The sequence below is a fragment of the Streptomyces sp. NPDC002018 genome, assembly GCF_042890865.1.
Lineage (GTDB): Bacteria > Actinomycetota > Actinomycetes > Streptomycetales > Streptomycetaceae > Streptomyces.
Genome location: NZ_JBIASO010000010.1, coordinates 226466 through 246959, shown reverse-complemented (window position 1 = coordinate 246959; position 20494 = coordinate 226466). Strand labels below are relative to the sequence as shown.

At 71.2% G+C, this 20494-nt stretch carries 14 protein-coding genes and 1 tRNA gene; 5 read left to right on the top strand and 10 right to left on the bottom strand.

The window, feature by feature from the left end:
• Positions 1–192: 192 nt before the first annotated feature.
• The 5 genes from ACFYYH_RS19210 to ACFYYH_RS19190 form a co-directional block, all read right to left on the bottom strand.
• On the bottom strand, positions 193–1482 hold the full coding sequence (locus ACFYYH_RS19210) for a beta-ketoacyl-[acyl-carrier-protein] synthase family protein (protein WP_388552084.1): 1290 nt from the start codon (positions 1480–1482) through the stop codon (positions 193–195).
• Complete coding sequence (locus tag ACFYYH_RS19205) at positions 1475–2677, bottom strand: MFS transporter (RefSeq protein ID WP_388552082.1); 1203 nt, start codon at positions 2675–2677, stop codon at positions 1475–1477. The genes ACFYYH_RS19210 and ACFYYH_RS19205 overlap by 8 nt, the downstream gene beginning before the upstream one ends.
• A gap of 197 nt (positions 2678–2874) precedes the next feature.
• Positions 2875–4086, bottom strand: a complete 1212-nt coding sequence (gene hemA / locus ACFYYH_RS19200) for a 5-aminolevulinate synthase (RefSeq protein ID WP_388552080.1) — start codon at positions 4084–4086, stop codon at positions 2875–2877.
• A gap of 178 nt (positions 4087–4264) precedes the next feature.
• The gene (locus tag ACFYYH_RS19195) at positions 4265–5839 is read right to left on the bottom strand and encodes a 3-hydroxyacyl-CoA dehydrogenase (RefSeq protein WP_388552078.1); all 1575 of its coding nucleotides are present in this window, start codon (positions 5837–5839) and stop codon (positions 4265–4267) included.
• 469 nt (positions 5840–6308) lie between these two features.
• Positions 6309–6923 carry a TetR/AcrR family transcriptional regulator gene (locus ACFYYH_RS19190; protein WP_388552076.1) on the bottom strand — a complete coding sequence of 205 codons (615 nt, stop codon included), beginning with the start codon at positions 6921–6923 and terminating at the stop codon, positions 6309–6311.
• Positions 6924–7168: 245 nt separating this feature from the next.
• Here ACFYYH_RS19190 and ACFYYH_RS19185 point away from each other — a divergent pair, with 245 nt between their 5' ends.
• Both ACFYYH_RS19185 and ACFYYH_RS19180 read left to right on the top strand, forming a co-directional pair.
• Positions 7169–7801: an ester cyclase gene (locus ACFYYH_RS19185; protein ID WP_388552074.1), complete on the top strand. Its 633-nt coding sequence runs from the start codon at positions 7169–7171 to the stop codon at positions 7799–7801.
• A 153-nt stretch (positions 7802–7954) separates the two neighbouring features.
• Complete coding sequence (locus ACFYYH_RS19180; protein WP_388552072.1) at positions 7955–8929, top strand: superoxide dismutase; 975 nt, start codon at positions 7955–7957, stop codon at positions 8927–8929.
• Between the two features lie 120 nt (positions 8930–9049).
• Here ACFYYH_RS19180 and ACFYYH_RS19175 read toward each other — a convergent pair whose 3' ends face one another.
• Both ACFYYH_RS19175 and ACFYYH_RS19170 read right to left on the bottom strand, forming a co-directional pair.
• Positions 9050–9865: a hypothetical protein gene (locus ACFYYH_RS19175; RefSeq protein ID WP_388552070.1), complete on the bottom strand. Its 816-nt coding sequence runs from the start codon at positions 9863–9865 to the stop codon at positions 9050–9052.
• On the bottom strand, positions 9862–10239 hold the full coding sequence (locus ACFYYH_RS19170) for a hypothetical protein (RefSeq protein WP_388552069.1): 378 nt from the start codon (positions 10237–10239) through the stop codon (positions 9862–9864). The genes ACFYYH_RS19175 and ACFYYH_RS19170 overlap by 4 nt, the downstream gene beginning before the upstream one ends.
• A gap of 123 nt (positions 10240–10362) precedes the next feature.
• Here ACFYYH_RS19170 and ACFYYH_RS19165 point away from each other — a divergent pair, with 123 nt between their 5' ends.
• A complete protein-coding gene (locus ACFYYH_RS19165; RefSeq protein ID WP_388552068.1) occupies positions 10363–15183 on the top strand; it encodes a CHAT domain-containing protein in 4821 nt (1606 codons plus the stop codon).
• 216 nt (positions 15184–15399) lie between these two features.
• On the opposite strand, the gene ACFYYH_RS19160 is transcribed toward ACFYYH_RS19165, so the two are convergent.
• Positions 15400–15819 carry a hypothetical protein gene (locus tag ACFYYH_RS19160; RefSeq protein WP_388552067.1) on the bottom strand — a complete coding sequence of 140 codons (420 nt, stop codon included), beginning with the start codon at positions 15817–15819 and terminating at the stop codon, positions 15400–15402.
• 322 nt (positions 15820–16141) lie between these two features.
• Between ACFYYH_RS19160 and ACFYYH_RS19155 the strand changes: the two genes are divergently transcribed.
• Complete coding sequence (locus ACFYYH_RS19155; RefSeq protein WP_388552065.1) at positions 16142–17821, top strand: SpoIIE family protein phosphatase; 1680 nt, start codon at positions 16142–16144, stop codon at positions 17819–17821.
• Between the two features lie 100 nt (positions 17822–17921).
• On the opposite strand, the gene ACFYYH_RS19150 is transcribed toward ACFYYH_RS19155, so the two are convergent.
• Both ACFYYH_RS19150 and ACFYYH_RS19145 read right to left on the bottom strand, forming a co-directional pair.
• On the bottom strand, positions 17922–19088 hold the full coding sequence (locus ACFYYH_RS19150; RefSeq protein ID WP_388552064.1) for a PP2C family protein-serine/threonine phosphatase: 1167 nt from the start codon (positions 19086–19088) through the stop codon (positions 17922–17924).
• Between the two features lie 145 nt (positions 19089–19233).
• Positions 19234–19692 carry a DUF2690 domain-containing protein gene (locus ACFYYH_RS19145; RefSeq protein WP_388552062.1) on the bottom strand — a complete coding sequence of 153 codons (459 nt, stop codon included), beginning with the start codon at positions 19690–19692 and terminating at the stop codon, positions 19234–19236.
• A gap of 646 nt (positions 19693–20338) precedes the next feature.
• On the opposite strand from ACFYYH_RS19145, the gene ACFYYH_RS19140 reads away from it, so the two are divergent.
• Positions 20339–20411: transfer RNA gene (locus ACFYYH_RS19140), tRNA-Leu, on the top strand.
• Positions 20412–20494 lie beyond the last annotated feature (83 nt).

Here is a 20494-nt window from a genome sequence, read left to right as displayed (position 1 = left end):
TCGGATGCGGTGCATCGCAAGGCGGAAGAGGACTCCTTCGCCCGCTCGCGGCGCGACCGCGATCCGTGCGCCGCGTTCTCCCCGGACCGCCCCCGTGGGGGCGGCGGCGGTACGGAGTGTCCCGACGATCCCGGGGTGACCGGACCGGCGGGTGAACTCCTCGCCGGAAGCGAGGAGTTCACCCCGCTGTGGTCAGCTCCGCGCCGTCGCCATGGCCAGCACGGAGGTCTGGCTTCCGAACGCGAACGACAGGGACACCGCCAGATCGAAGCTGGTGTCCCTGGCACCCTCCGCCACATGGTCGTGGTCGCACTCGGGATCGGGCGTGGTGAGATTGATGGTGGGGGCCAGCCGCTGATGGTGCAGCATCAGCGCGGTGGCGGCCGCGTTGATGATCCCCGCGAGACCGAACGTATGCCCGTAGATGGGCTTGTTGGAGCTGATCGGGGGGAGACCGGCGGGCCCGCGGTCCGGGTAGAGGGCGCGCAGGGCACGGCTCTCGGCGAGGTCGTTGTAGCGGGTCGCGGTTCCGTGGCCGCAGAAGTACCCGACGTCCTCCGGCGCACGCCCGGCCGCCTCCAGCGCCTCCACCACCAGCCCGGCGGTGATCTTGCCGGTCAGATCCATGGTGGTGGGGTGACCGGCCTCGTTGAGCGAGGCATGGCTGAGGATCCTGGCGTACACCCGCGCGTTGCGGGCCCGCGCGGTCGACTCCCGCTCAAGGCAGAGGACCACGGAGCCCTCCCCGAGGGCGAAGCCCTCCCGGTCGGCGCTGTAGGGGCGGACCGCGCGGGTGGGGTCCGCCGACTCGGCGGACAGCACCCCCCGGCCCAGGGCCCGGTAGCAGTGGGCCACTTCCGGCAGGATGGGGAATTCGTGACCGCCGACCAGCACGGCGTCGCTGCTGCCCGAGGCCAGCTCCCTGAGGGCCAGCCCGATCGCCTGGTGGCCGCCCACACAGGCGTTGCTGACGGTGGTGACCAGGCCCTGTGCCCCGGTGTGGATGGCGGACAACGACGCCGGGGAACCGGGCAGGCCACGGAACATGGCGCCCTTGTCGTCGAACGCCGCCGGGTCCTCTCCCCGTATGACGGGCTGCCACCAGGCGAGCGGGCCGCGGGAGGAGGAGAAGACCACGCTGAGCCGCCGGGGTTCGATGTCGCCCGCCCCCAGGCCCGCGTCGGCGCGGGCCTGGGCGAGTGCCGACATCGCGACAAGGATCTCCCGGCTGTACTTACGGGCGTGCGAGGGGTCGAGGTCCGGCAGATGGGCGGTGTGGTCGAAGCCGTGTATCTCCGCCGCCGCGTGCACCGGCAGCGTCTCGGCGGGGCCGTCGAACCGGGTGAGGGGCCCGATCTGGGACCGGCCCCGCGAGATGTGCTGCCAGAATTCGGACACGGAACGGGTACCGGGGAGCACGGTCCCCACTCCCGTGACCACCACGGGATCCAGGACTGCGGGCAGGTCGGACAGGTCAGTCATCGTCTGGCGCTCCTTGACGCGCGGGATCGCTGGAAGCCTCCGGCGCTGGGCGGGAAGGGGACTGGTACGTGACCGCCGCGACGGCGACGGCGACAGCGCCGAGCACGAACGCGGGCAGGGCGGTGGTGCGGGGACCCCAGGCATTGACCAGGAGGCCGCCGACGGCGCCTCCGAGGCCGATGCCCAGATAGAGCGCGGAACTGTTGAGCGCCACGGTGAAGGGGCCGCTCTCCTCGCTGAGGGACAGCAGACGGTGCTGCTGCGGTACGAGATACATCCATCCCGTGGCGCCCCAGACGAACAGGGCGAGGGTGGCGGCGCCGAGGGACCGGGACCACAGCGGCATCAGGGCGAGGTCCAGGGTCATACCGCCCACGGCGAGCAGCAGTACGGCCCGGTTGCCCAGCCGGTCCGTGGCCCGGCCGGCGATCGCGTTGCCCGCGACCGCGCCGACACCGAAGACGAACAGGAGCAGCGACAGCCGGCTGCCGCCGTCGGTGACATCGTCGAGCACCGGGCCGATATAGGTATAGACCAAGTGCTCGGAAGTGACGGCGAGCAGGGTGACCGTCAGGGTGATCAGCACGGCCGGGCTGCGCAGACCCGACAGACGCACCGCGAGCGGATGCCGTCCCGCCGGTGCCAGCCTCGGCAGCAGCAGGGCGCCGAGCAGTGCCACCACCCCGAGGGCGGCGACGGCCCAGAGGGTGGCCCGCCAGCTCGCCGCGCCGCCGATCAGGGTCCCGACCGGGACACCGAGCGCGGTGGCCACCGTCAGCCCGCCGATCACGATGCCGAGCGCCCGTCCCCGGTGTTCCTCGGGAACGAGCGACGCCGCGGCCGCGGAGGCCTGGGGGGTGTACGAGGCCGCTCCGAGCGCGGCCACGACACGGCCCGCCATCACCCAGCCGTACGAGTCGCCCGTCGCGGACAGCACATTGCCGACGACGAACACCCCGAGCCCCGAGGCCAGCACGGTACGGCGTGAGAGCGATCCGGTGAAGGTCGCGCTGACCGGGGCGAAGAGCGCGTACGTCAGGGAGAACACGGTGATGAGCTGCCCGGCGGCGCCCGTGGACACCTGGAGGTCGCGCGCGATCTCCGGGAGGACACCGGCGATGACGAAAGCGTCCGTACCGATGGCGAACGTGCCCACCGCGAGAAGCCACAGGACGGGCGGGGTCGAATACTTCACGGGATTCCTTCGTGGTTCTGTCTGTCGCATCTGTTCTGTCTGTTCCGTCCGGTCCGGGTGCTCTTCTGTGCTCCGGGCGCTCTCTGTGCTCCGGGTGCTCCGGGCGCACCGAGTGTTCAGTGTGTTGCAGGTGCGCGCCCGGCCGGACCCCGGGGCGGCGCGGGCCCCGGGGTGGACCCCGGGGCGGCGCGGGCGGTTCAGCCCTCGCGCGGCAGACCGACCGCCGTCCACACCGCGTCCAGCGCCTCGACGAACACCTGGACGTCCTCGGCGGTGTGCCGGGAGGTGGGTGTGACACGCAGCCGCTCGGTGCCCTCGGGCACGGTCGGAGCGTTCACCGGCTGTACGTAGATACCGTGTTCGGCCAGCAGCCTGGCGCTGACCTCCTTGTTGCGGTGCGGCTCTCCGACGAGCACCGGCACCACATGGCTGTCCCGGGATATGACGGGAATGCGCCGCGCGGACAGCGCCGCCTTCAGCTCGTCCGCACGCGCCCGGAGCAGATCCCTCGGTGTGGAGTCGTGCCGTACGAGCCGCAGCGCGGCCAGGGCGCCGGCCACCAGCGGGGCGGGTGCGGAGGTGCTGAAGACGAAGGGCGACGCGAACGTGCGCACACCGTCGATGACGGAGGCCGGTCCCGCCACATAGCCGCCGGCCCCGCCGAGTCCCTTGCCGAAACCGCCCTGGAAGACGGTGATCCGGTCACGGACACCCGTCTCCTCCGCGTAACCGGACCCCTCGGCGCCGTAGATGCCCACCGAGTGGATCTCGTCGAGATAGGTGAGCGCACCGGCCTCCTCCGCGATCTCGACGATCTCCCGCACGGGGGAGAAGTCGCCCTCCATCGAGTAGAGGGACTCGAAGGCGACCAGTTTGGGCACGTCCGGGCCCGCCTCGGCCAGCAGCTTGCGCAGATGGCCGGTGTCGTTGTGGCGGAAGATGCGCTTCTGCGCACCGCTGTTGCGGATGCCCTGGATGATCGAGGCGTGGTTCAGTTCGTCGGAGAAGATGACCAGGCCGGGGATGCGCCGGCCCAGCACGGACAGCGTGGCGTCATTGGCCGTGAACCCCGTGCTGAACAGCAGGGCCCGCTCCTTGCCGTAGAGGGAGGCGAGTTCGGCCTCCAGCTCCTCGTGGTAGGTGCTGGTGCCCGAGATGCTGCGCGCGCCTCCGGTGCCCAGGCCCACGGTCCGTAAGGCGTCCGAGACCTTCTCGATGACCACCGGGTGATGGCTCAGCGAGAGATAGTCGTTGGAGCACCACACGGTGATGTCCTTCCGCCCGTCGGCGGTGTGCAATACGGCGCGCGGCGCGGTGTCGGCGCGGCGTTCCAGATTCAGATAGGTCCGGTAGCGCCCCTGTGCCTTCGCTGTCGCGACGTCCTGGGCCAGGGAGGAGAGTGCCTGCACGGGTGATGTCCTTTCCTGCGCGCACGGGGGCGCGACGGCATGCCGGACCGGCCGGCGGAGGGGATGGGACTGGGCTGCGATACGGGTGACGCACCCGGAAGGAGTACGGAACCGGGTACGCCGGACGGTACGGGGACGGGGCGCGGCGCGGCCCGGGGCCCGTCGCCACGTGCCGTCGTCAAGCGGGCGGTGTGCCGCGCAGAGCGGCCCGGCGCAGCGCCGGGGCGGGCCGGTAACGTCCGTCCTGGTACTCCGCGCTGAGGTTCTCCAGCAGCGCGAGGACGGCCGGGAAGCCCAGGCGTTCGCCCCACGCGACGGGCCCCAGCGGGTAGTTGGTGCCCAGACGCATGGCGGTGTCGATGTCCGCGGCGTCGGCGAGGCCCTCGGCCGCCGCGTCCAGAGCGGTGTTGACGAGCATGGCGACCGTACGGAACACCAGCAGCCCGGGTATGTCGTCCACCAGGCCGACGTCCTTGCCGAGAGCCTGGAACAGCGCGACGGCGGTGTCACGTGAAGAACCGGGAGTGCCGTCGGCCATGGCGAGGACCGCGCGGGTGGCCTCGTGGTAGTCCAGGCTGAGGTCGAACAGTACGGTCGGCCGCCCGGCCCGGTGCGTGTGCCGGGCCGCGGTGTCTCCGTCGGTCAGCCGCAGCAGTGTGCCGTCGGGCAGCTCGAAGGCACCCGCCGTCGGAGCGCCGGGGGCGGTGTCGGCCCGTTCCACGGTGATTCCGGCCGCGCCCAGGACGGTGACGAGCTGTCGCGCGGGCCCGGGGTCGCCGTGCAGCCGCAGCCGTGTCGGCGGCGGTACGGACACCGGGGCGCAGGTGGCGGGCGCGGACGGCGGCGCCCCGGGGCCGTGGCCGTAGAGGCCCTGACCCGTCTTGCGCCCGAGGTGCCCCGCCTCCACGAGCTTGCGCTGGACGAGGGAGGGGGTGAAGCGCGGATCGTGGTGGAACCCGCTCCACACGCCCCGGGTCACCGCTTCGTTCACATCGTGGCCGATCAGGTCCATCAGAGCGCAGGGCCCCATCACGAAGCCGCCCGACCCGGTCAGCGCGGCGTCGACGGCGGCGGGTGAGGCCGCCCGCTGTTCCAGCGTGCGCAGGGCCTCGCCGTAGTAGGGGCGGGCCACACGGTTCACGATGAAACCGGGCCGGTCCGCGCTGTGCACTGCGGTCTTCCCCCAGCGGGCGGCGGTCTCCCGCAGCAGGCGGACGGTGCTCCCGTCCGTGGCCGGCGCGGAGACCACCTCGACCAGGGCCATGAGCGGAGCGGGGTTGAAGAAGTGCATTCCCGCGAACCGGGACGGCTTGTCCAGGGCGGCCGCGAGCGCTGTCACGGAGAGGGACGAGGTGTTGGTGGCGATGACGGTGTCCGGGCCGACGTGCTTCTCCACCCCGGACAGGACGGCTGATTTGACCGTCATCTCCTCGGCCACGGATTCGATGACCAGGTCTGCTGCTCCGGTCGCCGATAACTCGTCCGCGACGGACATCCGGGCCACGGTTTCCAAGGCGTTTTCCTGACTGATCCGCCCCTTGTCGGCCAGGCGGAGAATGCGTCTCTCGATTTCCTCACGGGCCTGGCGGGCTCGTGCGATACGACGGTGCAGCAGAATGACCGGATGGCCGGACAGGAGGGCCACTTGTGCGATTCCGGTCCCCATGGCGCCCGTTCCCACGACGGCCACGGGATCGGCGCGCGGCGGATTCCGGTGGACGGCTTGCCGATCGAGGGTATGGCTCGATTTCATGTGACCCTCCGGGTGAACAGACCTGTGGCCCAAGCGGTTTCACGCACTGTGACATGTTCATCACCCAGAGCGCAACCGGTTCCGGCCGTGATCGCCATACGACATACGGTCTTCATAATCCATGCGCGAATGGACGGCGCGCGGCCCCCGGACCCCGCGCTGACAACGCTTTCCGTACCGAGCGACCGCATTGCGGAGCCCTCGCGGATAACGCCCGCTCACGAGAGGGAGGCGCGGCTCGAATGAACTCCGGCGCGTACTCCATCGCGTACTCCATCGCGAACTTCGGCGCGGACCTCGGGGCGAACTCCTGGGCGCCTCCCGGTGAACTCCCGGCCCAGCGCCGAACGGGCCACGGATTGCCGCTTCGGAGCCGCTTCCCGTGGAATCGTTTTACCGTTGCCCGGTGGCCCGGGATTCCCGGACGAGGGGATTTCCGGCCGCAGGGGTATGCGGAGGCGGTCGGCGCTCAGGTCAGGGCGGCGAGCGCGGTGCGGTAGAGGGCTTCCTCCGCCCGGTCCCAGGACCAGCCGTTCTCCGCCACCAGGGTCCGCCAGCCGGTGGGCCCGAACCAGAGCCACAGCATGTCGGCGACTTCCTCGACCGAGAAGGTGTCCGGCAGCGCGCCGATGGTGCCGAGATGGTCCGCGGCCGTGCGCAGCGCGTCGCGATAGGCGGCGGTCGCCCGCTGCCAGAGGGCTTCACCGTCCTCGTGGACGGGCAGGGCCTTGTTGATCGCTTCCTGCGCGGTGAACTGGCCCTCGTTGCCCAGCCGGGTGCCGTGTGCCAGGGCCTTCAGTACGGAATCGGCTGTGGTCAGTGTCAGTACCACGGAGACGGCCTTCTGGTGGCCCGAAGCGCTGACGGCGTCGTCGACGATCCGGTTCATGATGTCGGCCTTCCCGCCCGTGCTCGCGAAGACGGTCTTGGCCGAGACGCCCGCGGCAACCGCGATATCGGCCACCGTCACCCGCCCGTAACCGCGTTCGGCGAACAGCCCGACCGCGCACCGAAGGATCAGGGCGCGCGTCTGAGCTGCGGCTTTCTCACGGTGAGGGGACACATAGGCGCGCCGGGCAGTCATGGGGCGATCGTATCCCGGTCCGGGATCACACAGGCCGGACAGCGGCCGGATGTGCATCTGCCTCGGCGGATGTACGCCCGGCCGGGACGCAGGGCTCATGACTGGGGGCCCCGCGGGTGACCGCTTGTGATTTGAATAGAGCATCGATAACCTCAAAGTGAGGGGCGGGACCGGAGTCCTGTGTGCGCCTCCGCCGGGTCCATGGACCGGCGCCGACGGCCGATGTATCCCACAGGAAGTGGAAGATGAACGCGACAGAGCTGGCCTCCGGCCTTTTCCGGATCCTCGAAACAGGAGATTCCGGCCTTGCGGCGGCTGTGGTGGACGAAGGGAACCACAATCGCGAAGCGGCCGTCTCGCCGCCCGCCTGCCGGATTCCCGGCCCGGCGGGGACGCTCGCCTCGGGCGCCTGGATGCGTTTCGCCTTCAGTGATCTGCGCTTTCCGATCACCGGAATCATCGAGGACGGGAACCAGGTGTGGGTGAGGCTCCGTATGCGCGGACGCCATACGGGTCCGTTCGTCCGGTTCGAGGACGGCACGCTCGATCAGGCCATCCCTCCCACCGGCCGCGAGATCGACTTCGAGCAGGTGCACATCCTGGATGTCCGGGACGGCAAGGTGGCCCGTCACGAGGCGCTGCGGGACGACATCACCATGCTCGGCCAGCTCGGAGTCTTCCCGCCCGCTCCCGCCACCGCCCTGCGCATGGTCGCCTGGCGGATCTCGGGCCGTGCCGCCCGCGCCGCCGCCGAGGTCACGGCACTGGCCGCCGAGGCCGCCGGGCAGTACCTCGAAGGACGAGCACCGGACGCACCGCACGCACCGGCGGCAGCGGCACCCGGGGCGGCGGCAGGAGAGCCACCGCTGTCGGTGTGATCAGAACCAGCCCCCGTGTTCCCTTGTGCGGAAGCCGCCCGGGGAGGGCGATCGCGCCGTGCCGCGGTGTGTGATCCGGCCAAACTCCGCGCGCGGCCGGAGTGTGTGATGGGGTGTGAGGGACGTACCCGATTTCTTGGAAGGACGCTCATCATGCAACGTTCCTTCGCACGCCGGAGCTTGTTCGGGGCGGCCGCCGCCGTCGGTGGCGCGGCGCTCCTCGGCCCGCTGGGCGGCACCGCGTCCGCCACGGGAGCCGCCGGGAGGCGATGGCCCACCGGGTTCCCCCTGCCGGACGGTTTCCGGCCCGAGGGCATCACCATCGGCTCGAAGCCGTACGCCTATATCGGATCGATCGCGCGCGGCGACGTCTACCGCGCCGATCTCGCGACCGGCGACGGCCGGGTCGTCGTGAAGGGGCTGGGGCCTGAACACCCCGTCATCGGGCTCAAGATCGACGCCTGGGGCCGGCTGTTCCTGAGCGGCGGGGTCAGCGGCGAGATCAGGGTCGCCGATCTCCGTACGGGCACGGTCACCAAGACCTTCACCGTGGGCACGGACGTCACCATGGTCAACGATGTGATCCTGACACCCGACGCCGCCTGGTTCACCGACTCGTTCGAACCGCAGCTCTACAAACTGCCGTTGGGCCGGCGGGGAGAGCCCGGAAACCGCGTCATCACCGTGCCGCTGACCGGCGACTGGGTCCAGGGGACGGCCATCACCGCCAACGGCATCACCACCACACCGGACGGCCGGGCACTGCTCGTGGTCAACGACTTCGCCGACGGCGGCAGTCTGATGCGGGTCGACCCCCGCACCGGCGTGGCGCGCACGGTGGACATCGGCCCGACCCTGCTGCCCAACGGTGACGGACTGCTCCTCCTCGGCCGCACGCTCTACGTGGTGCAGCAGCGGCAGAACGCCATCGACGTACTGCGGCTCGACGACGCCGGGACGAAGGGTACGGCGATCACACGGATCACCGACCCCGAGCACTTCCGGGTTCCCACGACGGCCGCGGTCCACGGGGACCGTATCTATCTGCCCAACGCCCGCTTCGACGTGACGGAACCGACGCCGGAGACGGACTACGACGTGGTGTCCGTCCGGCGCGTCCACGCCTGATCGGTCCCGGGGGCCGGGCGGCCCGCGACCGGCCCGCCCGGCCCACCCGGGAACACCACCGGGCGGTACGGTCCCGGGCCCCGGGACGGCGTGCCCGCCGCGCGACACGGGAACCGGCGGTCATCTGCCCTTGTGCAACTGGTCGTTCACCCGCTCGGCCAGTTCCGGGGTCATCGTCCCCGCGCCGGGCAGCGGCTGGTTGAGGGCGGTGAGCAGCAGGGTGAGATGCGTGTCCACGGTCGCCTCGATCAGAGCGCTCAGCGTGGCGGTGTGCTCCCTGCCCCGTACCCATCCGGTGCCGACGACACAGGCCCCGACGAGCGCGGCCGGGAACCACCACAGACCGACCACCAGATGCAGCAGACCCCACCCCGTCACCACGGCGGCGGCCTGGAACTCGGTGTTCACACTCTGGACCGGGGCGCGTTCGCTCTCCGGCAGCAGTATCCACAGCCGCGGCCACACCAGCCCGAGCCGCAACCCGTGGTACTGCGCCGCGATCCCCGCGTCGACCAGACGGAACTGTTCACCGATCCAGGTCGGCCGTTTCGGCAGATACTCGGGCACCGGGCGCACCCCGGCCCGTTCGGCGGCCTCCACCGCCCGCCTGCGGCGCAGCCGTACCAGCGCGCGGGCGAGCGGACCGCCCCACCGGCCGAACCACACCGCCTGTACGAGTCTGCCCGTCGCCCTCGCGAGCAGGACCACCGTGGCCGCGCCCAGCAGCAGGGTGGCGAACCGGACTCCCACCGACACGGTGGAACCGCGGGTGAACTCGGTGATCCTGGTCTGCGCCAGACCGAGATCGAGGGCATGGGCATGACCGAGCAGCGCGGCGCACAGCACCGACACCACGAACAGCAGTCCCGGCAGCAGCACGGCGGCGGCCCACCGCTCGGCCAGCTTTCCCCCGATGGACGACAGGAACGCCGTCATGGAGCCGGTGTCATCGGCAGGCCCTCGAACAGGGTGCACACCGGTGGTCTGCCCCGGTCGTCACGCTCGGCGAGACGGGGGCAACGCAGCTGCGGACAGCGGTAGTTGCCCCGTCCGGTCGACGGAATCGCGTCGAGTCCCGGCGGGAGCACCACGCCCGGCCCCGGCTCGGCACGCCGGGACTCCGGTGGCTGTTCCGGGCCCGTCAGCCCGAAGTTCCGGCACAGGGCCAGCGGTGACGCGCCGTCACGCATCCGTGCCTCGGCCCGGGTCAGCCGGTCGGTCCAGAACCCCGCGGCGGCGCGCTCGCGGAGCACCGGTAACGAAGCACACCACAGCGCCATGGCGCCGGCCTCGTCAAGTTCGCCGTCCACATGCCCTCCGTTGTGCTTTCCTGTGGGCAGCAACGCTAGCGGGTCAATCGAGCAGACCTGGGGGAAACCCTGTTCACCACTCGCGACGAAGCGCTGGCCCGGCTGCGGGCCGGCACGGATCCCATGGATCCCGCGCTGCTCGCCGCCGCGGTCGCCGCGCTGTTCCCCTCGTACGAGACCGAGCCGACCTCGCCGGAGGTGGCCGTCGCGGTCGGGGGGCTGCACCGGCGACGGGCCCGGCTGTCGCCCGGCTACGCCGAGATCGAGCGCGACTTCGCCCAGATGTGCTTCACCCTGGCCCGCTCGCAGCTGCCCCCGGACATCCGCTCCTGGCTGGACGAACAGCCTGAACTCCCGCCGTTCGACGAGCCCTTGTGGGTGATGTACCCGCGCGTGCTGGTACATCTGTCCAACGACCCGGCCGTGCTGTCGGCGGCCGTCGCGCTGGCCGGGGCGGCCGCCGCCGCGACCGGCGAGGCCGTCGACCTGGCATGCCTGTCCGACGCACAACGGATGATGTCCTTCGTCACCGGTGACGAGAGCTTCCTCGCCGACGCGGTGACGACGGCCTCGGCGGCGGTGGACGCCACCCGGCCGGACGACCCGAACCTGTTCGGCCACCTCGCGGCTCTCGCCGCGGCGCAGCACGACCAGGCGATGCGCACCGGCTCTCCCGCCGCCTTCGACGCCGCGTCGGAGACCATGCGCGCGGCGCTCGAACACACGCCGGACGACCACCCGGACCGTCCCGTCCACGAGGCCAATCTCGGCGCCCTGCTGCTGAACAGATGCAAGGCGACCGGCTCCCTGCATGACCTGAACGGGGCGGTCGAGGCGCTCACCGCCGCCTCGCGGTCCACCCCCGCGGATCACCCCAGCCGCTGGAACTGCCTGTCCGGGCTGGGGTTCGCCCTGCTCCAGCGGTTCGAGTGGACCGGATCCGGCCAGGACCTCGCCGCATCGGAAACGGCGGGCCGGACGGCGGCGGCACTCACCCCGGTGGGTCATCCGGGCCGGGGCACGGCCCTGATGAATCTGGCGAACACGCTCCAGGCCCGATTCGCCGGAACCGATCAGTTCTCGGTGCTCACGGAGGCCGTCGACCTGCTGCGCGCCGCGGTGGCGGCCACCGACGAGGGGAATCCGGTCCTGGCCCTGTGCCTGGGCAACCTCGGCCGGGTGCTGACCCAGAGATTCCTGCGCACCGACGAGGACAGCGATCTCCACGAGGCGATCGAGATGCTCCGGGCCGCCCTCGACCGGGTGCCGGCCGGGCACCCGGTCGCCATCGCCATGCTGCTGAACCTCGGCAGCGCGCTGCGCAGATCCTACGAGCGGACCGGCGACCCCGTGACCCTCACCGAATCGGTCGGGCTGCTGCGCCGCGCGCTGGACGCGGCCCCGCCGGACCACCCGGACCGGCCCGTCCTCCGGAGCGGCCTGGGATCCGCCCTGCATGACCTGTTCCAGCGGACCGGCGATCCGGCGCATCTCGACGAGGCCCTCGGGCTCCATCGCGCCGCGCTCGGCTCGGTACCGGGCGATCATCCGCGCCGTATCGAGATCCAGACCGACCTCGCCGTGGCGCTGGCCGCGAGATTCGGCTGCGGCGGGCCGCCCGCCCTGCTGGACGAGGCGATCGAACTGACCCGGTCCGCGGTCGCCGCACTGCCCGCGGGTCATCCCGCCCGGACACGGTATCTGTCGAATCTCGCCGCGGACCTCAGCGACCGGTTCGACCGGTTCGGACGCCTCGGTGACCTCGACGAGGCCGTCGACACCGGCAGGTCCGTGCTGGCAGCACTGCCCGAGGGGTACCCGGACCGGATCCCGCGGATGTCCAACCTCGGCAAGGCGCTCTACCGCAGATACGAGCGACTGGGCCGGACGGCGGATCTGGACGAGACCGTCGACCTGCTGCGGGTGGTGATCGCGGGCACGTCGCACGACCATCCCCGGTACCCGGCCCGACTGGTCGACCTGGCGGTCGCCCTGCGGAGCAGATACGAGCGGCTCGACCGGACGGCCGATCTGGCCGAGGCACTCCGTCACCAACAGGCCGCGGTCGCGGCCACTCCCGCCGACGACCCGCGCCGGGCGCTCCATCTGTCGAACCTCGCCATCGGCCACCAGACCACCTATCTGCGGTTCGGGGACACGGAGGATCTGCGTGCGGCCGTCGACACGGCCCGGCTCGCCCTGCGGGCGACCCCGGACGGCCATCCCGACCTGGTCAGCCGGCTGGGGACACTCAGCAACACACTGATGGCGCGGTTCGCACGCGAGGCCGACCCCGCCGATCTCGACGAGGCGCTGGACACGGCCGGGCGCGTGGTGGCGCTGCTGCCCGCCGACCATCCCCGCCGTGGCCAGGCCCTGTCCGGACTGTCCCGTACGCTCGCCGCGCGGTTCCAGCAGTCGGCGCGGCTCGCGGACCTGTCCCAGGCGATCGACATCAGCAGACGCGCGGTCGCCGCGACCGAGCCGGACGACCCCCGTGTGTTCGTCTACCGGGAGAATCTCGCCGGTCATCTGCGTATGCGGTACGACCGGGTGGGCGATCTGGCCGATCTGGACGACGCCATCGCCGGCCTGCGTGCCGTGGCCGGCTCGATGCCGCACGACCACCCCGGCCGGGTCGTCGTGTCGCTGAACCTGGCCGGTGACCTCGGCGCCCGCTTCAGGAGATCGCTCGATATCGAGGAGATCGACGAGGCGATCGGCATCGGGCGGGCGGTCGTGGCGTCGACCCCGGCCGACCACGCCGACCTCCAGCTCAGGCTGAGCCGCCTGGGAGGGACGCTGATGACCCGCGCGGAACTCGCGCCGGATCCCGGGGTGCTGGACGAGGCCGTCGAGATCACGCGCGCGGCTCTCGCGGCGGCCCCGGCGGGGCACCAGGAACTCGCCATGCTGCGAGGGAATCTGAGCGCCGTCCTCCAGTTGCGGTTCACCAGGACCGGGTCCGTCGGAGATGTCGCCGAAGCCGTCGCGATGGCGGACGCGGCGGCGCGCGCCACGGCGGCGGGCCGTCCCCGGCGCGCCGAGGCCCTGTTCAATCTGGGACGCTCGCTCGGCCTGCGCTGGACGATCACCGGGTCGGAGGCCGACCTGCGCGCGGCCGTCGACGCCTACCGGACGGCGGTGGCCGACCCGCTGGGGCAGACCAGAATCCGCGCGCTCGCCGCGATGTTCTGGGGGCTGCTCGGTGAGGAAGCGGGCCGGCCCGACCTCGCGCTCGCCGGGTTCACCGAGGCCGTCGCCCTGCTGCCCAGGCTGGCGTGGGTCGGGTCGAGCCGGGCCACCAGGGAACAGTCCCTGCGTGAGTGGCAGGGGCTGGCGTCCGCCGGCGCGGCGGCCGCCCTGTCCGCCGGGGAGCCGGAGCGCGCCGTCACCCTGCTGGAGCAGGGCAGATCGGTGCTGTGGGCCCAGGCGCTCGGACTCCGGGACGACTTCTCCGCGTTGCGGGCCGTCGCCCCGGAACTCGCCGACCGGCTCAGGACCCTGGCCGTCGAACTCGACATGGACAACTCAGGCGCGGGCGGCCTGCACACCGGTCACCTGAAGCTGGGCGACCCGGGCCCGGGGGAGCCGGCCGCGGTGCGCTCGGGCCCGGGAGATCTCGACGCGGGCGTTCCGGACGCGGGTGGTCCGGACGTGTCCCGCGACGACAGGATCCGGCTCGCCGACGAGTGGGACACCCTGGTCGCCAGGGCGAGGGCGCTGCCGGGCATGGCGGAGCTGCTGCGCACGCCGTCCTTCGAGGCGCTGAGCCGGGAACTGGGAGAGCATCCCGTGGTGCTGGTGAACACCCATCTCACCCGGTGCGACGCGCTGATCGTCGCGGACGGCTCGGTCCGCGTCGTCGAACTGGGGGACATGTACGCCGAAGCCCGCACGAGGGCCGATGTGTATCTGGCCGCGCGGGAGGCCCTGGACCACCCCGGCACTCCGGGTCCGGGCCGGGCGGCGGCGGAACAGACCGTACTGGCCACCCTGGAATGGCTGTGGGACCACATCACGGAACCGGTGCTCGACCGGCTGCGCGCCGGGCGGAGCGCACCACGCAGCGCACCACCGGGGGAAGCGCGAGGTGGGCCGTCGGGTGAGGCGCGAGGGGCGGCCGGGCGTGAGGCGCGAGGCGCGCCCGGGGGAGAGGCGCCGCCCCGCGTCATCTGGTGCCCGACGGGTCCGCTGACCATGCTGCCGCTGCACGCCGCCGGCTATCACGATCCGTCCGACGAACCGGCCGGGCGATCGGTCCTGGACCGGGCGGTCTCCTCGTACGTGCCCACCCTGCGGGCCCTGGCCAAGGCCAGGGAACCGCACACCCAGGCCGCCGAGAACCGGCGGATGCTGGTGGTGGCCATGCCCGCGACCCCGTTCGGGGATCTCCAGCCGCTGCCCGGCGCGCGCAGGGAGGCCGACCTCGTGGGCGGCCGTTTCGGCACCCGGCACACCAGCCGGGTGGGGGAGCGGGCGACCAGGGCCGAGGTGATCGGGGACCTTCGCGGCCACGCCTATGTCCACTTCGCCTGCCACGGCGGCTTTCGGACGGACGATCCGTCGGCGGGCGCGCTCTACCTGCACGACGGCCCGCTCACCGTGCTCGATGTCGCCGCGCAGCGGCTGACCGGCGCGGAGTTCGCGTTCCTGTCCGCCTGCCAGACCGCGGTGGGCGGCATCGGCCTGGTCGACGAGAGCATCCATATGGCCGGTGCGCTGCAACTCGCCGGATACCGGCAGGTGATCGCGACCCTGTGGCGGATCGCCGACCAGTCGGCGGCACATATCGCGGAACGGGTCTACGACCTGGCGTCCGACGGGGACCGGCTGGACCTCACACGAACCGCGCACGCGCTGCACCAGGTCGCTCGCGAACTGCGCGACGCCCAGCCGGGCAACCCCGCTCAGTGGGCCTCCTATATCCACACCGGCCCCTGACGGCACCAAGGCGAGGGCCGGCAAGGCTGGTTGAGAGGAGTCAGCCGCCGGGCGGGCGGGGCTGATACCCGGCCGACCCGTCCTGCCGTGCCCGGCGCTCGGGCCGAGCGCGCTCGGGGGCCAGGGGCCGTGTCCGTCCAGGGCCGTGTGCCGTCCGGAGGCGTGCTGTCCGGAGGCCGGTCGAGGGCCCGAAGAGGGACTTCGGGGCCCGGGAAACTACGCAGGAACGGGTTCCGGCTCCGCGGCGTCGGCGGCCGGGGTGTCCTCCTTCCCCTCCGTCTTCCCCTCCGTCTTCGCCTTCGTCCCGGCCTTCGCCGGGCGGCCGGCGGCGGCGCTCTCGACGGACTCCCCGCCCTCGTCAGCCTCTTCGGCCGCCTCGGTTCCGGCCGCGCCGCCCTCGGCGAGGCTGAGGAAGCCGCGGATCGTGTCGACCGACAGTCCGAGTTCGTCGGCGGCGCTCAGCTCGCCACCGAAGACCTCGACCGCTTCCGCGACGGCCTCGGCCAGCTCTGCTTCGGCCTTACGCAGCTTGGCCTCGGCCTTGTCGATGGTGTCGACGACCGCCAGCTGGCGCCGCTGCTTCTCCTGAAGTCTCTGCTTGCGGGACGGGTTCTTCTCGGGATTCTGCGAAGTCATGACCAAGATCATAAACTGACCTCCGGCGATGCCTGAAATCCTCAACCGCCCCTTCCGGAAGGGCCGTTCCCGGAGCGGTCGTCGGCCCGTGACGGCGTACCGGGGGGACACCGGGACCCTTGGCGCGGTCGGCGCCCGGACGGACACCACGACCCGGCCCTGCCCCGTTCGACCTGCCCCCGTCCGGCCGGTTCCGCTGGTGATGCGAGCCGTAAAGGGGAATTAAGGAATGAGGGAGGAGAAGGGAGTTTATGTGGCTCGGACTACACTTGCACAATCAGGAGGTTGTATGACGCATCGTGACCGCCCGATGCCGGGTGGTATGCCATCCGATTCGCTCGCGGACGAACTGCGGGCAGATCTGTCGAGGGCGATGGAATTCAACGGCGTCGGCGGGTTCGTCTGGGATCTGGCGTCCGGTCGTGTCCTGCTCGATCCGAGTGCGCTCGCGATATTCGACCTCGACCCCGGTGAGTTCGACGGCCGCCTTTCCACACTCTACGAACGGATCATGCCGGAAGAGCTTCCTGGTGTCAGGGCGCAGGCCGCCGAAATGCTGTCGGATCCCCGGCACGCGTCAAGTTGCGGCAGGTATTTTCGTATTCGTGGATCGGACGGGACCCATCGGTGGGCACATGCGCGGGCCTCCATCCTGCGTGATGACGACGGAAGGCCCCGGCGGGCGGTCGGCATCCTCCGTGCCGAACTGCACTATGCCGAGGAGCAGTCCCTTCTGGAGTCCGAACGCCGGCATCATGCCGGTGTCGTCCAGGCGTCCACGACGGCCCTGTCCCAGGCGATCAGTGTCGAAGACCTGCTGGCCGCTCTGACCAGTCACGAGATTCTGGGCCCGGTGGGCGCCGTGGGCATGTCGCTGACCGTTCTTGAGCACAACCGCCTCCGCCGGCTCGCCTCCGCCGGTATGCCTTTCGACTACGTGCGCGACATGGAGTACGGCAGGATCGATGACGACAGGCCGATCGCCGAGGTTTTCCAGACACGGAATCCGCTGTTCATCACGCGGCAGGACATCCGGGAAAACTACTCGATGCTATGGCCCTACATCAAGGGGACCGATTTCACCGCTTCCGCGGTTCTGCCCCTGATGGCACAGGCCCGGCTCACCGGAGTACTGGCCATTCTCTACGAGGGGAAGAGGGGTTTCTCCCCCGAGGAGCGGAACCTGCTGATCGCCCTCTCCGCCACCATCGCCCAGTCGCTCCAGCGGGCGCTGCTCTACGACGAGGAACACGCCATGGCGGTGGGCCTCCAGCAGGCCATGCTTCCCGCGAAGATCGAGAGCGTGCCCGGAATGAGCATCGCCGTCCGCTACCGGCCCGCCAGGGCCGGTCATCAGATAGGCGGCGACTGGTACGACGTCATGCCGCTGCCCCAAGGACGTGTCGGCCTTGTCGTGGGCGACGTACAGGGGCATGACATCCAGGCCGCCGCCGTCATGGGACAACTGCGCACGGCGCTGCGCGCCTATGCCACCGAGGGACACTCACCGGCCGCCCTCATGTCCAGGGCCTCGACGTTCCTGCGCGACCTGGACACCGAACGCCTCGCCACCTGCGTCTACGCCAGTGTCGGTCCCGCCACCGGCCAGGCGGAGGTCGTACGCGCCGGACACCCCAGTCCGCATGTCAGGACCGCCCGTGGAAGCGCCAGCCTGACCATGGAGGGCGGTCCGCCGCTCGGCCTTCCCCTCGGCCTTCCCCTCGGTCCGCCCGATCCCGCCGAGGCTCCGTACCCCACACACCACCTCCGCCTCGGCCCCCGGGAAACACTCCTGCTGTGCACGGACGGACTGCTGGAATTCCACAACACCGACATGGCCACCGGTGAGCGTCAGCTCGAACATCTCCTCGACAACGGTCCCGGCGACCTCGATCAACTGGCGGAGCACATCGTCGCCAGCATCGAGGGCCGACAGGGGCAGGAGGACGACGTGGCCCTTCTTCTCGCGTCCAGGACCCCGCCGGCCCCGTCGTTCCCGTAGCGACTCCCGCCCCGGAGGCGATTTCCGCCGGGGCCTCCGCCGGGGCCCGCTCAGGCCGGGCCCGCGCCGGGGCCCGCTCCGGCGAGGCCCGTACGGTCGCCTATGGCCGGGCCTGTGTCCGGTCGCAGGGCAGGGGAACACCGGGCAGGGCCCGACGGACGGCCGGGGTGACACGGCGGGCGACCAGGGCGGCCAGGTCGTCGTCGCGGATGCCCGCGACATAGGCGCGCATGTCCTGCTGGAGCTGGTCCAGGAGTTGGCGGGGCGGGACGAGGGCCCAGGGCCGTACCCGCTGGGCGAGCGGGTAGAAGGCCCCGGCCCGGTCGCGGGTCTCGCTGACACCGTCGGTGTACAGCAGCAGACTGTCGCCGGTGGGGAAGGGGATGGTGTCGACCCGGTACTCCGTGCCGAGCAGACCGGCCATGTTCATGGGCGGTGACGGCGCGCTGGGTTCGATCTCCCGCACGGTGCCGCCGTGCAGCAGCAGCGGCGGCGGGTGACCGCAGTTGAGCAGATGGGCGACGGGTTCGTCGGCGGGAATCTCGACCAGCACGACGGTGACGAAGTGTTCCAGTACGTCCTCGCCGAGGACATGCTCGGTGTACCGGTTCATGCTGCACTCCAGGCGGCCTGCCAGGGACGGCAGGTCGGGGGCGTCCTGCACGAACACCCGGAACGAGCTGAGGACGACCGAGGCGGCCTCCACGGCCGGCAGCCCCTTGCCCCGTACGTCACCGATGATCAGCCGCACCCCGTGCGGGGTCTGCCGCGCCTCGTAGAAGTCCCCGCCGATACGGGCGTGCGCGGCGGCGGCCTGGTAGAGCACCTCGACATCGACCTGCCCGAGATGGTGTGGCAGTGGCCCCAGCAGTACGCGTTGCGCGGTCTCCGCCACCGCGCGGACCTCGGCGAGGGTGCGCTCCCGGTTCTGCCGTACCCGGCTGGCATAGGCGGCGGCCAGGGTGATGGCCGTGATCGCGATCAGGGTGAAGAAGCCCGAGGTGCGGGTCAGGTCGTGCTCGACGGTCAGGGCGAGGACGGTGTCGGCCGTCATGGCCAGCAGCCCGACGCCCAGGGTGCCGACCACGGGGAACATGGCCGCGGCCAGCGCCGGTGCCACTCCGAGCAGCCGGTTGAACTGCAGATGCGGTGTGAGGACGGCCACCGCCGAGACCGCGAGGATCACCAGCAGCGGGGTGAGCAGCGCCCTCTCGAACGGCCGGCCCTCGTCCCGCATCCGTCGGGAGAGCCGCTTCGGGGCGGTCATCTGGCTGAGCGCGCGAACGGCAGGAATGGGATATGCCTCTCATCTCGGTACGGTTAGCCACTTTTCGCCGGGAGGGGCGAATAGTCAAGGCCTGCCGCCCCGCCCCTCACTCCGTGGAACCGGCCGAACGCCGTGGGTCACGTCCTCAGCAGAACGCGACCCACGCGTCGGTCGCGGATGTGCCGGTGTAGGCGATGGCCTGCCCCGAGGCGTTCCGTACGACGGCCATCGCCATGACGCAGGTGGTCCCCGGCGCGTAGACCTGCATGCCGAACGAACTCCCGACGCCCGGGTCGGTCGCGTAGTTCTCGTAGAAGCCGAGCCAGCCGCCCTGTCCGTCGGGCTGGCTGGAAGGGCGGCGAATGCCCTTGGTGACGGTGCTCGTGCCGTCGGGGACGCTCATGACGGCGCGTACCCAATTGGTGCCGCACGCGGGGGAGTAGCGCACCTCCATCGTTCCGTAGACGGCCTGGGGGCTTCGGATCTGCCGTGTGCCGATGGTGAACGCGTCCGCCGCGCACCCCGTCGTCTGCGGGTTCGTGTCGGTGTACGGGTCGTAGGGCGCGGCGGCGGCGGGTGCCGTCGACAGGACGGTGGCGCTCACAAGAACCGCCGATACGGCCGCCACCCGCGCTCCGGTCCCTCTTCCGGTCCCTCTTCCGGTCCCTCTTCTGGTCTCTCTTCTGGTTCGTCGCATCGAAGCTCCTGCCCGGAAGGGTGATTCGCTGGTCCCTCGGCCCAGCGAACAGCAAGCGCCCGGCCGGGATAAGGACATTTCAGGCCGTACGGCCAGGGCGGTTGCGCGCTCTCACCGCCGCGCCCGGCCACGTGGAGAGCGGGCCGAGTTGAGCATGTAGGTCAGCTTAATTCTGACTTCAAATCTTTTCGCTTGTCTTAATACAGCTCGGCGGGCATCGTGCGATCAGGAACACCTGTCGGAGAAGGGAGTTCGCGTCATGTCCGTGACCGTGGTGCGCGCCGGTGCCGTGCCGGGACACGCGGCTGCCGTCGTCGTCGCGACTCCCGTTCCGCGCCGACCGCTCCCGCCGGCGCCGGATCAACTACCGGATCGGTCAACGGATGAACGAGCGGCGCACCCCAACTCCCCTTGGGGGACGCCGTACATCATCCGTTCCCGTCCCGATCCGTCCGGCGCGGCACACCGGTCCGTCCAGCACAGCACCACACCGACCGCCACCGACGCCCGGTCCGGGCGTCGGTGATGTTCGGCGGTACGGCCTCCATCCCCCGCCCGGGTGGCGCAGTGGCAGACGCAACCGCCTTAAAAGCGGACTTCCGCGGGTTCGAATCCCGCCCCGGGTACGCATCGCGCACAGCTCTCCGCACCACGTCCTGACGGTACGAGGAATCACCGGTGAGAAGCGGATCCGCCGTCCCCGGACGAG